Origin of the sequence: Microvirga makkahensis (assembly GCF_009830105.1) — a bacterium.
Lineage (GTDB): Bacteria > Pseudomonadota > Alphaproteobacteria > Rhizobiales > Beijerinckiaceae > Microvirga > Microvirga makkahensis.
The window spans coordinates 57,908-72,972 of sequence record NZ_WURB01000008.1; the positions used below are offsets into that span (position 1 = coordinate 57,908).

Below are 15,065 nucleotides of genomic sequence, written 5' to 3' on the forward strand. Positions count from 1 at the left end.
GGCATGGCAGACCACGGCAGCAAAAGGTCGAAGGGACTGCTAATCATCATCGGAGGCGGCGAGGACAGGGAGGGTGAGCGCGTGATCCTGCGGGAAGTCGCGCGGCATCTGAACGGCGGCAAGCTCGTCCTGGCCACGGTGGCCTCGCATCAGCCTGAGGGCTACTTCGAGGTCTACCAGAAGGCCTTTGCCGATCTGGGTATCGAGGACCTGGTTGAGCTTTACGTGGAGGACAGGGCGGAGACGCTCGACCCTGAGAAGCTGCGCCTGCTGGATGGCGCGGCCGGCGTGTTCTTCTCGGGCGGCGATCAGTTGCGGATATCGAGCCAGGTCGGTGACACGCCCATCGAGCAGCGCGTGCGCGAAATCCATGAGAGCGGCGGCGTGATCGCCGGGACCTCCGCCGGTGCCTCAATGATGAGCGAAACCATGCTGGTAAAGGGAACGAGCGGGGAGTCGCACAAGATCGGGGACTTGCACATGGCTCCCGGACTTGGCTTGGTGCGCAACGTGATCATCGACCAGCACTTCGCCGAGCGCGGCCGTTTTGGGCGGCTGTTTGGGGCCGTGGCGCACAATCCACGCGAGCTCGGCATCGGGATCGACGAGGACACGGCGCTGGTGCTCGAGGATGACAGGTTCGAGGTGATCGGGAGCGGTTGCGTCTACGTGGCGGACGGGGCCGGTGTGACGCACTCCAACATTGCCGAGGCACGGCCCGAGCGGGCTTTGTCCATGTACGACATCCGCTTGCACGTGCTGAGCTCCGGCGACTCATTCGACTTGGCCAAGCGCCGCCCGGCGGTGGTGCCCGACGTCAGGACCAGCCATGCCATCGAGGCGCGGGCGGCCGAGTGAGCCCGTCGCGTGCCACACGGCATCCCTCGGGGTCAGGCGGCACCGGTCAGACGCGGCGCGCACCTTCGTAGCGCGCGAAGGTCGTCCGGCCCGTCGGCATCCGGCCGTGTGCAGCGCGGCTTCACCTTTGCCCAGACCGACTGCGCCAAATGTCATGTCATCGGCCGTTACGGCGCCCGCCCCGTTCCCGAAGCGGCGCTGTTCCGGACGCTTCATACTCTCTTTCCGGTTGAGGATCTGGAGGCTTTTGCCGAAGGTATCACGACTGGCCACCCGTCGACGCCGCAGTTCCAGCTCGATCCAGCCCAAATCAAGGATCTGCTCACCTACCTGCAGTCCATTCAGGGATAGGGTGAGAACTTGAAGTTCCGTTATTGTCGTAAACGAGGGGCCAGTGCCAGAATGAACTCCTTGAGAACCAGCGGTTCGTAGGGGAAAACATGTCGAGACCACCAGGAGTGCGCCGCCCGAGCGATCCTTTGAAGGCGGCAGAGGCGGCCTTCAAGAAGGTGACAACCAAGCCGGCTGAGGCTCCTCCCAAAGCTCCGGCCATCCCAGGTGTGAAGGAGATCGTCACCTTGCGGATTGACCAGGATGTGCTCGAATACTTTCAGCAGGATGGCCCGGGATGGCAGGACCGCATCAATGCGGCTTTGCGCAAGGCGGCGGGCAAGTGAGGGATGGTCCCGTGAACGGAGGAACTTCGGTCCTGGGCCAGACGATCATGACGGCACTCTTGCTGGTGGGGGCCGCCGCAGGAGCGCTCGCCCAAGATGCTAAACCTGTTCACTACACCTGCGCGGACGGAACCAAGCTGCAGGCCACGTTCTCGCCCCCAAGGGCCTCCATGGGATCGGTCAAGCTGGTCTATCCTGGATCGCCGGTAGAGACGACGCTCCCGCAGGCCATCTCGGCGGATGGCGGTCGGTATACGCACGGCGGTGTCGAGTTTTGGATCAAAGGAACCGGCGCCACCCTGACCCGCGGCGGACAAGCGACGACCTGCCGGACTGGCAGTTAGACCATACTGTAGGATCAGCCGGACGAACGTCCGTATCTTCTCGGCGAGCAGACCCTTGCACGGCTGGATCTAAAGGCCGTTGACAGAGCTGATCCTTCGTCCGAGCGGGCAGAAGGCAACTCACGCCCGCGCGTCACGGCCGTGCCAAGTCGAGATTGCCTCGGATTCGATGAGGTGCTCCCCGGGTGGGCCGGTGACCGCGGCCTCCAACAGGGTCCTGGCGATCCACTCATGCGACACGACCCGGTAGCGGCGGGGTAGAAGCGGGTCGGCCAGCCGCAGGAGCCGCATGGCTGCGAACTCGGCGGGCCGGAACTCGTCCCGGTCGCCCCCGATCAGGGCAGGGGGCACGATGGTCAGGGACGGGAACCCGACGCCACGGATGGCCTTCTCCACCTCGCCTTTGACCTGGTTGTAGAAGAAGCGCGAGCATGGGTCGGCGCCCGTTGCGGAGTTCAGCGTAAAGGCACGGGCGTCATGTTGCCGGGCCAACCGCGCCACAGCCAGCGGGTAGTCATGGTCGACCCGACGGAACGCCTCCTGCGAGCCCGCCTTGCGGATGGTGGTGCCGAGGGTGCAGACCACGCTGTCCACCACCCACCACGCTCATCGGCGGGTAAGTGCTCGAAATCACGAGCGGGTTTTCGAGCTTCGGATGGCGCGGCAGGGGCCGACGGGTCAGGGCGACGACCCGGCTCACCCGGGCATCACCCTGCGCCTGCCGCAGGGTGGCTCCGCCCACCAAGCCGGTCGCTCCGACGAGCATCAGGGTCGTCATTTCGGTTCCCCGGCTTCCGTGCCCCTTGCGAATTGTATTTCAATCCCCATATCAGGATTACCCAGCGGACATCGTATGTGGACTTCGAAGTGGCGGGCGTCACCGCCAGCTTCGATGAGGCCGTGCCAGGACGGATGTAATCCGGCCCGGCCTGTTGCTGCGCTTGCCTGACGATGCAGGCGCCCGTCTGGTACCCCATCAGCCCAGGCCCATAGTGCGCGAGGCAGAGATGCGATGGCATCCCGTCCGTTCGCCCTGGAGCCTGGGCTTTTTCATGACTGTCTCCGCGGGGTTGAGGTCAGGTCATCTCTGAGGCTGCAGATGCAGCAATGAGGCGGCACGCTCCCACCACTGTGCCAGCGTGCGGGAGCATGGGGAATGACCTGAAGCGGTGGGCCAGACCATCGAACTTAGCAACAAATGGATCATTTCGTCCCCGGCTGCTTTTTGGACTTAGTGAGGGCGCGCTTTGCGGGTGGTCTCCTTTTGGCCGCTGCGGCTGGCCTATCTGCACCGCTCATAGGCGGGATTGAGCGGCAGCGTGCCCGTCGTTTCGGGGATGTCACACAGCTTTTGGGACGGAGTGGATTGCCGGATCCCCAAACGTCATGAGTTCGGCGTATCTCGACCGTCGGGTTCCTTAGCGACGCCTTTATATGGCCCAGGGGTCTGCTTGACTTCCATCATGCGGCCGGTGCGCTCGTTACGTTTCTGAAACAGGCCATCGGGACGCTGAAACTGAGTACGTGCAGTCACGGCACCCTTGCGATGTCCATCACCAGTGTTCTTAGCCATGTTACCCCCGAACTTTTTATTCACGGTTTGTTCGAGTTAGGAGGCGGGCGACCCATACCGGGTCGCCCGCTTTCCTCTGCCGGCTTCTTAAGCCGTTTTGCGGGAGGCAAAGCTCAATTGGGCCGAACTTCGCCTCTCATTTCACAGGCGATGTAGAGGCCCCCAAAGGTTGCCGCACCCATTCGGTTAAGTGATTGAAGATTGAGGGATTTATTATCAGAGTTGCCTCAGTGAGTGGGAGTTGTGAGCCATCAGTCCGCCTCACCTGCCAGTGCATCAGTTGGCCTCACTGTGAGGCATACCTTGTCAGGACAAAAAAGCCCCGGCGGTGCCGGGGCTTCTGTCGCGATGAACCCAGATAATTCGTGGGTCAAGTGTTCGATCTTCGGGGGGCACCTACTGGCTCAATTCCGCAACTACATTCCGCTTGTAGAAAGTGGCATGCACCTCATCCCGTGGAAACACTGGATTGATTCCCGCAGATGCCAACATTGCCTTGAGTTGCCGAAAGTGGACGCCTCTCTCATTCGCCGCAAAATGCAACGACACGAACCGAGACATGAAGTGCTCTATGTCAGCGCAAGTGACAACCTGCTGTGGACAGCGGTTCACGGGATTTATCTCGATCCGAGAGGGCAGGTGCCCATGCTCGACCAATGCCTTCACAACCCGCGTGGAGGTTCCGAGCTTCCGTTCAACCTCAGGAAGTGAGAGGCTGTCGCTCGCCTGCTCCTGCACCAACGGCATCACCTCCTCGGGATCAACCAATACTGACAGGTATCCCGCTATGTCGGCCTGACGTCCGATGCGGGTCAGCTTCCGATCGAGGATCAACTGCACGATTTCCATGGCGGAACAGCATGCCCGCTTCGCTGCGGACTGGATCGGCACCAGGACCTTGTCCTCGAGTCGGGCGTCAGATGCCCCTGCTAGCAACTTCTCGAGAAACGCATCGAGATCGCGCCTTGCGAAAGCGTGGTCCTTGAGGGTTTCGGTGCCGCCACGGACGAACGGCTGGATAAACCCAGCCTCGAACAGCAACCGCTCATGAGGGCGAGGTGCATTGAGGTACTCGCCCGCCTGCTTGAGGGACATCGTCTCCGAAATGCGCTCAACGAAGGCCTGCGCCTTCGCCGCGTCAAACAGGACGCGCTCGTCGGACAGCGACAAGGACTCCGCCGTTAAGTATCCGGCGGCATGAAGGAGCTTGCGCAGCCGCTTGGGGTGCGCACCGGTCTCGAGAGATGCAGAGCGAACGGAGTGAAGGCGGCGCACTGTTACCTCGCGGCCAAAGACATCGTCGCCAGGTCCGACGGGCATGGTCTCGACCACGTGCCGCCGGATAATGTCGCGCAAAGGATCGTAGGCTGTGTCTTCGGATTCGTGCGCGAGCCACTCGTAGAGACGGCCGAATACCAGACGCGGCCCCCAGTCTCCCTTTGTCGACATGAAGCGATCCTGAAGTCTGGATAGAAAGGTTCTGATGCTGTCCTCCCCCGCTGAGGTGATCTCGTATCCAGCGGCCCCGGCCTCGTGCCACTCGGCATCGGAGAGACGCTCCGTACGGAACCGGATGCCTTGAGTGGCAATCGCGCCGATCACCTCGCAGGTCTTTGCGGCGGCGTAGAAGGGCAAGCCCCCGAGGAAAGGTGCCTCGTTCGTTTCCAAGCCTTCGCACCGGGCGAGGAGATGCCGCTCGAATGCCGTGGCGCTCCGCCGCCAAGCTTCGTCTGCGAACTGTCCCATCCTGGGGATAGCAGGCTGGATCAGGGCTGCGAAGTCGTGCACGCGCTTAGGATGGTCGTCCTCAGCCACGGCCACGAGCGCGACCTTGTGCTCCGGACAGGTGCGGATCGGCTCGATCAGCCATGCAGTCCGACCGAACGGTCGCACTGCCAAGGGCTCGCTCCGCTCCTGAAGATCATTCAGGATGCAGTGAGGGCAAACACGCAGCGTCTTGCGGCTCAGGGTTTCGCGGACGAGCGCCTCGCCGCGGATCGAGTAACTCCGTTCCCCGACTTTCACGATCGCGCTTGCAGCCAGAAGCCCGAGGTCAGCGCGGGTGCGGAGGGCCATAGCCTTAAGGGCTTGGACGTCGCCGTCCACGATACCTTGGAACGGAATATCCATGTCGCGGCAGAAGTCACGGGCTGAGCGCCCAAGCAGGAGCGCAGTGCGTGAGCAGTGGCTTGAAGGGGTTTCGCAGTGACCGATGCTGACAATCATCGAGGGATGCAGTGGCGTCATGGATTTCTCCTGTCACGAGGTTTGGCATTGCGGCTCGGTTTGCTGGTACGACGTGTCTTCGGCTTCTCGTCCCCGCGGTCCCCTTCGTCCTCCGGCTCCTCGCGCACGAGCCCCTCACGCGGCCTGATGAGCCACCAATCACCTGAGGCCGTGAAGACGTTTGCGTCTGCCGGGCATCCGGTCCTAGCCGAGTAGGCTGCCTCGAAATGCTTGATCTGGAGACTGTTCGCCCCGCCCATGAGCGCCTCCCTGATCGCGTCTTGGATGACCTCGATCACAATTCCGAACCGGCCGAGCGCGGCATGGAGGAGGCGGGCGATGAACGGGTCGCCATTGACCTCGTTCACCGACAGTTTGGCTTTCTCCTTCCCGTAATCGGTGATGAGACGGCGCACGAGCTCCGCGTCCGCCTCAAGCGTCAAATCATTGAGTACGACGTGGCGGGAACGGCGCCAAACCTGCTCGTCATCTGCGAAGAAGCGGCCAATTTCGGGCAGGCCCGAGAGGATCAGCCATACAGGCCAAGTCTTGTTCTGCATCAGCCGCTTCAAGGTGTCCTGGACCTTACGGATCTCGACCGGATTCCTGGTCTGGAGTACATGCTGGAGTTCGTCGATGTGGAGAAAGTGAACGCCACGCAGGGCCATCTGGTGCTGCACCATTTCCCATACGACGTTCTCGTCAAGCTTTCGGGTGGTGTCGTAGCCAAGCTCGTCGAGCACCTCTTGCCCGAGGAGCCGTAGCGTGCAAGGCGACGGCGTCGAGACAGAGATCAGGACGCAATCGGAGTTCCGGTCTCCATACCCGGCAAATTCCTCCCGCTTGAGGAAGTGGCGCTCCAGCGTCCGGGTCTTGCCTGCGCCCGCCTGCCCGGTGATCGTCAAGGCCCGTCCTTCGCGTAGCCGGCCTACCTGGCGGGACGCGCCGCCATCGGAAGCTTCCTGCACAAGCAGGAAGCTGTCGATAAGACTATCTAATTCGGTCTCAAGTACCTTGTCGCGCGTCGTGGTGATATAAACGGACAGAACACCTGCCATCAACGCGCGGCTGCTGGTGCGCCGCTCCAACTGGAGACGGCGCATTCGGCTAACAGCATCCGCGTCGCGGCCGGAATTTGGTTGATTCGTATCCATATTCAGTCCTCCATCCCGTAGTTATCCTCGCCCATACCGTCAGCGCCCGAGGGGCCCTCGGGTGCGGTGCTTTCGTGACTGCCTATCTGAGCGCCGTAACGGTCAGCGCCAGACAGCGTGCCTGCCTCGTCCTCAATCACAGCGTTGAGGGACTCGAGGACAGCCGGGCCGTCCTCCACGCCACGATCGAAGGCGAATGTCCGGAACACGTTCCGTTCGAGACGGTCGACATCAGCGGAGGTGATGATCGGAGAGGCAATGCCAGCGCGCTTCGTGGCAGCATCAGCGATCACCTTGATCTCGCTAAGCGCTTGGAACACGACATCTTCGGAGAGCCTTGCCATGTTGGCGTGCTCCCGGCGGAGAGCGCGCTCCGTCGCAATCCACCGCCCCATCGAGACACCGTCGAAGCCCGACCGCATGCAGCGCACGGTCAGCCAGCCCTCCTTGGTTCGGACGGACACGTAGCCGAGGTCGCCCTCGTCGATGCGCACGAGTACGGGTTTCTGCCGGGCAACCCGACGCAAGCGCTGGAGCTCCTCGCTCTGATAGTGGAGGCCGAGTATCCGCACGCCAGAATTCGTAATCCGGCGTTCAACTGTGATGCCAAAGATATGGCGACTTACAGCCGCGTCCGGCGGAGGCAGAACAGGATGCAGGCGGGTTGTCCGGATCCAGCAATTCCGCGGAGTCTCCCCGCCTAATCCTTCGTGCGGTGTGTTGTGGTACACGTCAACCAACCAACGCACGATTACGTGTCCCAGCTCCTCTGGAACGAATATGGCATTGACCTCAGAGTTGTAGTCGCCCTTCGCGGTGACGTTTTCGAAGCTACGACCGTGGAAAAGCGCTATGAGTTGATCGTGGATCGTCCTGAACAGGCGCTCGACCCGTGCCCGGTTCTGCGGAGTGCCCGCAGGCGGGAAAAGGATCTCAGCACCAAGGTCCGTGACTGCCGCACGGGTTTCGTGAGCCGTGTAAACGGTGGCATTATCCGTGCTAAGCGTCTCCATGCAGCCATAATAGTCCCACGGCGTCTGGCATCCCGCTGCGACGGCATAGCGAGACTTGTCGTTCACAGCCATCTCGATGGTCGCGACAGCTGCCGCAGATGAAGATGCGTCGATTATACGTGCCGCGAGAACACACCGCGTATAGGCATCGATGGCCACTGCGAGCCACAGACGTTTGCGATTAACCGCTGCCTTGAGCTCTGGAGAGAGCGATGCCCAAACACCTGCGTCCTCAAGGATGACCTGGAGCGGAATTAGCCAGTCATCCATCTCGACCCGCTCGAGCGGACGCGACACATCCAGGCCACCGCGCACGATGAAGAACTTCTTGCGCGCTGCTGCCTCACCCTCACGTCCGGCGTAGACGAAGAAGGGATCAAGACTCGCTAGAACCCGCTCAAACGCCGACCGGCTTGGCTTCTTCAGAAGGCGCTCTCCGGTTTTGCGGCGCTCCAGGTTCTTAATCCTGATTGCATCGACGAGCTCGATGTAGAGGGACGCTTTGGTCGGTTTGAGGCGGCTCGCATAGCGCTGAGCAATCTCATGCATCAGCGCCCGCTCCTCGCTCTCTAGCCTAGGCGCACGATTGCCACTGCGGCCGTAGCCATCCCGCAAAGCCATCGCGTCAAAGCTACAAGCCTCGTACTTGCGGACCCACTTTCTCAATGCTGTCGGGCTCGGCGGGCGCTTGACAAAGATGTCGTCTTGGCCGCAGCGGCCGTCGCTTAGCGCTTGGTCCACGAGCTTAAGCACGTAAGCTTTGATGAAAGCCCTCATAGATGCGTCAGACCGAGTAGCCCTGTCTGCATTCTCCTCCCGCAGGAAAGCATCTACGATGTCCTTGCGAGCGAGAAGCCTCTCCCTGCGCTTAGGGCTGAGTTCCGAGATCAGATATTCCGACCCCTCCAGGCGCAGAGCCGCCGCGGAGGCGCTATGATAGTCTCGGATGATGTTCAAGCGGCCTTCACGCCGAAGCTCCTCGAACTGCTCGTGCGTGAACGATTCGCACAAATTGAGATTGTCGAGACGACGCAGGACGTGGCCGAGATCGTCGCTGGATTTGGCAACGAGTTCCAGGACGCCATCGATAACATATCGGGCGTGGGGCTCCAGGCGATAGCGAGGAGTGAGGGGAACGGGGAGGCCCTTCGGAGCCTCAGGGAGGTATGAAGTGGTCATAATGCTCTCTTAATCAGCGATTGGGATTGAACTTGCGGGTAGATCGGACGGCGCTGTCGTAGGAGATGCGCCCCGGGCTGACGTGCTCGAGCAGGCCATCGCCGATTAGTCTCACCACGGCCATGAAGCCGTGACCGTCATTGCGGGAGACCGAGAGCAGGTCGCTGATCCTGACGGCACCGCGCAACGTGGATGCGATCTCCTTGACCTCCGCGATAGCGCTGACGTTGGACATACGGCGGGACTTCAGGATAAGGCGGGCATCGGCTGCGCGATCACGGGTGATGTGATCGCCGGTGCGAACCGCAAAGTGGTCAGCGAATGACGGCGGGCATTGAGCGCGGATAAGGTCCAGGGTTTCCGCAATACCGCTCGACACCAGCTTCGTTGCCGGCTTCACGGCGACCGCGGTGCGGGTGCCATCGGTACGATGCGCAACAAAGTCGAAAGTATGCTCCCTAACGACGCCGTCGCTATCGATGTAGCTCACGGCCTCCGGCTGATCATGAATATCCTCAACGGAGGGATCGGCGAGGAGGATATAGGCGAGGTCGCGCTCCAGCGTGCTTTCGTAGACAATCTCCCGATTGGTGGCCGGGTTAACGAGCGCACCTCTGACGGAGGTCGTCGACTTGAGTGCAGGCCTGCGGCTTGCCTTCGAGGCATACGGCTGAATCCAAACTTTCTCTCGGCTATCTTGAGCCGTTGCTTGTTCCGGGGCTCGAGCATTGTTACTATTCATGTCACTTCCTTAGACATGGCTGCCCGTTCGCGCTCTGGAGCAGAGGCGTTGGGCATGCGTGAATCCAATTTGGCCAGGTCGAGGCACAGCTCGACCAACCGCGCTCAGAGAGCGACGGCCAATTGGGCGATGTGGTTGTGAGTGGGATGCGTTCTATGAAATAGAGAAATCGCTTGTCCTGTCGGACACAGCATGCAAGTCTCTATGTAGCTCTTACCAGAGCTCGGTCGTACGTGAAGTTTCCTAGGCCTCGGCGTACGTTCATCGCAATCCCGAAGTGCACGTCCTTAGAGACGTGCGCTTCCAATTTTAAGTTTTAACCTGCTTTGTGATGGCGCCTCCTTCGTTGGGCTGTTGGCACGAATCCAACAACTGATTCGAGGGTCAGGGCAGATGGCGTTTCGATCAAGCCATAGCCAAAAAATTTATCCTCTTGACGCAAGATCAAAGTTTCATCTGCAATGTTTTGGATTCGTCATCGTTCGCTTGTAGCTCGATTTATCCGAGCAAATCATCACTTTGAAGGTGAGGAATACCCTCAACTTAGGAGGGTTGATCGCAAGTAATTGGGGTTATTCTAAAGTTGTTCGCGATACTGTTTTTGATGCGGGCCCGAATACAAGAACGTGATTGTTGAATGTGACGCTACGTAAGGTGCGCCAGGTTTCTTTGACAGCCACGAAAATGAGTGCTCCGAGATAACTCGCGTCAATTGAGCCTGTTGTTCCGGATCGACTGAATGATGCGGCTAATTTCGCTTCCAGATACGTGCCCATTCACCATCAGACTGCGAGCAACTTGCATCGTCGCGTCCCTGTGCTGTCGAATGAGATCCAAGGCACCTTGGTAGGCGCTTTCGAGCTCAGTCGATATGGCTGTTCGCATGTATGGCTGAGATAAAATTTCCTCGGTAGCGTCCGGCAGCGCGATGTGGACGAGGGGATGAGGGCCACTCAAGCCGAAAGATCCGGCAAGCGCGGCAGCTATCCTTGTCGCTAAGGCGAGATCAGAAGCTGGTCCCCCTCCGGACCCAACGCCCGGAGATCCCAACAGAACCTCTTCAGCAGCTCGCCCCGCTAGGATCTCCAAAAGCACTTCCTTCCACTCTGAATAGGTGTGCAGGCACGCAAGATCATCGCGGAGAGAGCGGCCAGCAGCTGTCCCGTTTTGATGGATGGCAACTTTAATTCTGTCAGCGCTGCCATGGAGAGCCATGATGACCCTGTGCCCTGCCTCATGGACGGCAATTCGCCAGAGCTCATGCTCCGAACGAACGGCGGGCTCTCCGCCGACTGCCCGAATAAGATCGTCCAAGTTCATCGAGCGTTGGGATTGCCGTGCGATGCGGCGTGCATCCTTAACTGCCCTCTCGACATCGGCTCCAGCAAAGCCCTGTGCCAGAGTTGCTATGCCGCTCAGGTCTACATTGCTGAGATCTGCCCGCAGCCGAACCCGAAACATCTTCTCCAAGTCCGCCGGAGAGGGCAGTGAGACCTGAATAATCCGGTTTAGGCGTCCTGCGCGAAGTACTGCGGGCTCACAGCGAGCAACATTGTTCGATGCTGCGATAAAGATTAGCCCTTCTCGACCGGCTATACCGTCCAAAAGCTCCAGAAATCCATTCACAACTTGGACCGCGTAATCACGGTGACTATGAGTGAGTTCATCTCTGGACGCGAAGGCGTCGACCTCATCTATGAATACTACGCAGGGGGCATTACTTCGAGCCTGAGCAAAATCTTGCCTCATAGCCCTTAGGAGATGTCCGAGGTGCCCCTCGTCGGCGGACTGCCATTTCGCAAGAGATCCTGTGATAATCGGTAGACCGGCCTCGCTCGCAAAGACCTGTGCAAACAGCGTTTTTCCAGTTCCGGTTGGTCCATTTAAGACAACGCCATGATCAATTTCCTGCCAGGCTAGACGACCTTCCCGATACAGCTGTAGATCGGTGAGCGTCGACCGCGCCCAAGCAACGGCCTCATCAAGCCCGTGCAATTCATCAAGTGCTAAGTCGCGAGATGCCCTATTCTGCTGTCGCGTTTCTGCTGCACTCTGCAAGAGTCTCAGGCACTCGTCCGGAGATCTGTCATAACGCACATACAGGGCGAGATCCTCTACCGACATCCCTGCCGCTAGATCAGAGCGCAGCGGTTGCGCACACGGTTTTCCAGTGACGATCCGGATCGTTCGGGTGATCGTTGCCAAATCCAGAGGGGGGATCGAAAGTCTATATGTTGTGATTCTTCCTAATTCTTCAGGAAGGTAACTCTGAACCTGTGGTGCGATTGCAACGACTGGGATGGCAAGTTGTGCAGCGATCCGAACGCTTTTTCTATAGGCCTGTAGGTCTGCAGGCTTGTTTGGAGAGGTCGCGATATACGAGATGACAGTCCGCTTACCGTGGTACACGTCCTTCAGACCCCACCCAGGCACTATCAAATAGCCGGGCGGCAGTAGCACTTTATCCCATATTGTCGCGAGGCCCTCCAACGCACCAATGTCGTTCGCCGTGACAAGTACGACCGGAGCGCCGCCCGCTTCAATCTCATTCCGGAGACTAGGGGCACTATCCAAGACCCGTGCGAACATTAGCCGAAGGGCAGTTCTGTCCGGCCGTGGTGCAGCAGCAAGTGGCCGAATGTTAGCATCTGCCTCACCTTGGAGGTCGTCGATCAATAGTTCAGCTGCACGCTTCGTATGCGCACGTCGCCCGCGGTGAGTTGTAGCTTTGCCAGTCTCTTTTGCCCTTGGCTCCTTTTGGTGAGTACCTCCCTCGGCTGCTTCGGAGGCAAGACGACGGCGGAATACATCTGCTTCTCTAACGAGCTTGCGATACTCCTGACGCGCGAGTGGCCCAAGAGCATTTGTTCGACAGGGCGAAGAAGTAGGAGCTAGAGGCACGGGTGATATCTCGGATTGCAGCTGGCGTTTATGTTTCATGGGAGGCTCGCAAACTGGATTTCTGGGGGGCACCGATCAGCGATCTGGCTGTAAAGGGATACGCTCGCCATGTGATCTTGGACGCGGAGTTAACAATTGAGAGGAGGTGGCGGCTTGCTGCACCCTGTCATGGGACGGCCGTTAACGGGTGGCGAATGCTTTCCATGCATCTTTTAGTGTCTGAGACGGGGTATTCGTCTCGGCGGATCTGGTCGCTGGAAGATGCCGATCAAGCACAGATGCAATAAACCAAGCGCATGCTCGGTCGCCAGCTAGTGCGCAGGAGGTGACCCGCGACATGTGAGCGTCCAACTCTTCCATTGATACGCTAGTCCGGCCCCAGATCACGGCGATTGCGCTGCCAAGGGCCATTGCAGGGTCATCGATTGGGGAGGGGAACCATCGACTGGCTTCTATAACGGCGGTCCGAAGACGGTCGGTTGCGTCTTTGGACATGAACTCACGTGGTGACACGAGCCGCCACCACGTGAGAGGACATTGAGGTTCCCTTACGTCATCAGACTGCCTCAGCGAGGCAGTCTGGACCACTGATGTACCATCTTCGATAGAGATGATGGACCTGCAGGATAGTTGGGGATTGTCCGCCATTTTTATGATCCAGCCTTGTTGCCTCTGGGCATCAGCGAAATGCACGGGTGGCTGACACTTCGCGCGGTGAAGCGGGTGGGGGATGACGGGTCAATTTGAGCTGAGACGTCGGTCTGATCGGCCGATTCAGATCAAGCTCGAGGTCTCCCGCGGCCACGAGACTTAGGATCGCTGACGCAGCGTCTCGCCGCCGCAAGCGTGATGCAACTTCCGTTAGGGAAGAGTAGGGTGCCGAATAAAGGTACGTAGCAATAGCTGAACGCTCCTCGGGCATAACCCGAACTCCAGCGCACGAAGCAATCCAGCGGGAGTTGTCGAGGCGCGGTTGGCGGGTAATAGACCTCGGTGGGATAAGTAGTATGCGGTGTCCAGCATGCTCTGCAGCGCGTTTCAAGACATGTAATCGTGCCTTTTCGCCAGGAGCGCGCCACGCTCGTGGGCTTGCCGCGACGACCGTAAAGGAATTCTGGCGAAGGCGAACACGCAGTATCACGAGGCCAGCATCTGCAAGCCCGCAGAGTTTCTCAAGATTCTCAACGAGCGGATCGGGGCCGATGATCCGCATCCCCGGGAAGGCTACTGCAAGCCGTCGCAGGTCGGTGGCTCTATTTAGGAGTTCGGTCGCACGACGCCGGCCTGCGGCATCCGGAGAAGGAAGTGTTGGGCTCTTTAGACGTGGCTTGGCTGCACGCATGAGTAAGCATCCTTTTGCCAGGACTATGTCCCAGCCTGATTAGCTGTGATGAGAGGTTGGGAGTGCGCCACGTCTCGGCGGAGGCTCCGCTCCGGGACGTGCGTGCCTTCGACGAAACGAAGGAGTGGGCTCGCATTCACAAATGGAGCCGATGGAATTGCATCCCGATCCTTTCGGCCGGAAGACAATCCTTTGTTATAGTCCCTGTCAGCGACTCAATCCGCTAAAGCTGATCGCTCGCTGATACTTACTCAAAACGAGCAAGCATGACGCCGTCAAGAAGAGCCTCGGAATATGGTTAATGCAGCCCAAATAAAGGCAGCCCGCGCCTTACTCGGCTGGTCGCAAGACGAATTATGCGAGCGGGCCGACATACATAGGCGTACTCTGACCACACTCGAGTCGGGCAAGGTTCCCACCTACGACGCAACCGTGAATCGTGTTGTTGCAGCGTTGCAGAAGGGTGGAATTCAGTTTCTTGAGCACGAGGGAGGCGCGTATGGCGTGCTTATACGACCGCCCGCTGGCTCCTAATCAACGATGCATAGAGGAACCGTTGGCTTCTAAAGAGGGCAGGCAAACGAAATCGGCTTCCCAAGCTGAATGTCGTGGGTTCGATTCCCATCGCCCGCTCCAATTTTTCTCTTGTGAATTCAGGCGCTTGGAGAGGTTGGATTAGCGGTAGTCTGCACGAGCGGATCCAAGTGATACAACGCTGATACAACAATCCTTCCCCACCACTAACCGAATCGGTGCGTCAATCCGTCATCGCCAGATATAATTTCGAGACGCTCCCATATCTAGCTTTTGCTCAATCGAGACGGGTTCCGGGCGTCATATTTGGCAATGTATGCCCTGGGGAAGGCTGGTTAGATTGCTTGCCCGCCTAGAATGTGAGCGATACCGTTCCAAGAACATGATGCAGTAAACTATATAAAGTAGGGGTGGCGTACTGTGGCGAGAGTCCGAAGAGCATTCTTTGCGTATCCGGGGCAGCCTGAGGATCTAGTCAGCTCGATCAACTCTGCCTCCAAAGTCCTTCGGGAAGGTCCTGAT

The 15,065-nt window shown here is 59.3% G+C and carries 13 protein-coding genes; 6 read left to right on the forward strand and 7 right to left on the reverse strand.

Annotation, left to right across the window (positions count from 1 at the left end):
* The first annotated feature begins 3 nt into the window (after positions 1-3).
* The 4 genes from GR328_RS12890 (at position 4) to GR328_RS12905 (ending at position 1,879) form a co-directional block, all read left to right on the forward strand.
* Positions 4-858, forward strand: a complete 855-nt coding sequence (locus GR328_RS12890; protein WP_160884939.1) for a cyanophycinase — start codon at positions 4-6, stop codon at positions 856-858.
* Positions 859-966: 108 nt separating this feature from the next.
* Positions 967-1,209 carry a c-type cytochrome gene (locus GR328_RS27365; RefSeq protein WP_343039375.1) on the forward strand — a complete coding sequence of 81 codons (243 nt, stop codon included), beginning with the start codon at positions 967-969 and terminating at the stop codon, positions 1,207-1,209.
* An 89-nt stretch (positions 1,210-1,298) separates the two neighbouring features.
* Positions 1,299-1,535: a BrnA antitoxin family protein gene (locus GR328_RS12900; protein ID WP_160884940.1), complete on the forward strand. Its 237-nt coding sequence runs from the start codon at positions 1,299-1,301 to the stop codon at positions 1,533-1,535.
* A gap of 11 nt (positions 1,536-1,546) precedes the next feature.
* Entirely contained in the window at positions 1,547-1,879 is a 333-nt protein-coding gene (locus GR328_RS12905) for an MliC family protein (protein WP_343039376.1), read from the forward strand.
* Between the two features lie 120 nt (positions 1,880-1,999).
* Here the strand turns inward: GR328_RS12905 and GR328_RS12910 are convergent, their stop codons facing one another.
* The 5 genes from GR328_RS12910 to GR328_RS12925 form a co-directional block, all read right to left on the reverse strand.
* Positions 2,000-2,476 (reverse strand): Rossmann-fold NAD(P)-binding domain-containing protein, encoded by a 477-nt coding sequence (locus GR328_RS12910; RefSeq protein WP_205789954.1) that lies wholly within the window; start codon positions 2,474-2,476, stop codon positions 2,000-2,002.
* Positions 2,394-2,657, reverse strand: a complete 264-nt coding sequence (locus GR328_RS26860) for a Rossmann-fold NAD(P)-binding domain-containing protein (protein ID WP_205789956.1) — start codon at positions 2,655-2,657, stop codon at positions 2,394-2,396. The genes GR328_RS12910 and GR328_RS26860 overlap by 83 nt, the downstream gene beginning before the upstream one ends.
* 1,191 nt (positions 2,658-3,848) lie before the next feature.
* The gene (locus GR328_RS12915) at positions 3,849-5,699 is read right to left on the reverse strand and encodes a TniQ family protein (RefSeq protein WP_160884941.1); all 1,851 of its coding nucleotides are present in this window, start codon (positions 5,697-5,699) and stop codon (positions 3,849-3,851) included.
* Positions 5,696-6,832, reverse strand: a complete 1,137-nt coding sequence (locus tag GR328_RS12920) for an ATP-binding protein (RefSeq protein ID WP_160884942.1) — start codon at positions 6,830-6,832, stop codon at positions 5,696-5,698. Before GR328_RS12920 ends, GR328_RS12915 begins: the two co-directional genes overlap by 4 nt.
* A 2-nt stretch (positions 6,833-6,834) precedes the next feature.
* Complete coding sequence (locus tag GR328_RS12925; RefSeq protein ID WP_160884943.1) at positions 6,835-8,394, reverse strand: Mu transposase C-terminal domain-containing protein; 1,560 nt, start codon at positions 8,392-8,394, stop codon at positions 6,835-6,837.
* Positions 8,395-8,778: 384 nt separating this feature from the next.
* On the opposite strand from GR328_RS12925, the gene GR328_RS12930 reads away from it, so the two are divergent.
* On the forward strand, positions 8,779-9,015 hold the full coding sequence (locus GR328_RS12930; protein WP_160884944.1) for a hypothetical protein: 237 nt from the start codon (positions 8,779-8,781) through the stop codon (positions 9,013-9,015).
* Between the two features lie 22 nt (positions 9,016-9,037).
* On the opposite strand, the gene GR328_RS12935 is transcribed toward GR328_RS12930, so the two are convergent.
* Both GR328_RS12935 and GR328_RS12940 read right to left on the reverse strand, forming a co-directional pair.
* Positions 9,038-9,766: a TnsA endonuclease N-terminal domain-containing protein gene (locus tag GR328_RS12935; protein WP_160884945.1), complete on the reverse strand. Its 729-nt coding sequence runs from the start codon at positions 9,764-9,766 to the stop codon at positions 9,038-9,040.
* Between the two features lie 708 nt (positions 9,767-10,474).
* Positions 10,475-12,340: an AAA family ATPase gene (locus GR328_RS12940; protein ID WP_160884946.1), complete on the reverse strand. Its 1,866-nt coding sequence runs from the start codon at positions 12,338-12,340 to the stop codon at positions 10,475-10,477.
* Positions 12,341-14,303: 1,963 nt separating this feature from the next.
* Between GR328_RS12940 and GR328_RS12945 the strand changes: the two genes are divergently transcribed.
* On the forward strand, positions 14,304-14,543 hold the full coding sequence (locus tag GR328_RS12945) for a helix-turn-helix domain-containing protein (protein WP_160884947.1): 240 nt from the start codon (positions 14,304-14,306) through the stop codon (positions 14,541-14,543).
* The last annotated feature ends 522 nt before the right edge of the window (positions 14,544-15,065 follow it).

Coding starts and splice junctions, on each gene's coding strand:
- GR328_RS12890 (WP_160884939.1), top strand. CDS start 4: ATGGCAGACCACGGCAGCAAAAGGTCGAAGGGACTGCTAATCATCATC.
- GR328_RS12900 (WP_160884940.1), top strand. CDS start 1,299: ATGTCGAGACCACCAGGAGTGCGCCGCCCGAGCGATCCTTTGAAGGCG.
- GR328_RS26860 (WP_205789956.1), bottom strand. CDS start 2,657: ATGACGACCCTGATGCTCGTCGGAGCGACCGGCTTGGTGGGCGGAGCC.
- GR328_RS12915 (WP_160884941.1), bottom strand. CDS start 5,699: ATGACGCCACTGCATCCCTCGATGATTGTCAGCATCGGTCACTGCGAA.
- GR328_RS12920 (WP_160884942.1), bottom strand. CDS start 6,832: ATGGATACGAATCAACCAAATTCCGGCCGCGACGCGGATGCTGTTAGC.
- GR328_RS12925 (WP_160884943.1), bottom strand. CDS start 8,394: ATGCATGAGATTGCTCAGCGCTATGCGAGCCGCCTCAAACCGACCAAA.
- GR328_RS12930 (WP_160884944.1), top strand. CDS start 8,779: ATGATAGTCTCGGATGATGTTCAAGCGGCCTTCACGCCGAAGCTCCTC.
- GR328_RS12935 (WP_160884945.1), bottom strand. CDS start 9,766: ATGAATAGTAACAATGCTCGAGCCCCGGAACAAGCAACGGCTCAAGAT.
- GR328_RS12945 (WP_160884947.1), top strand. CDS start 14,304: ATGGTTAATGCAGCCCAAATAAAGGCAGCCCGCGCCTTACTCGGCTGG.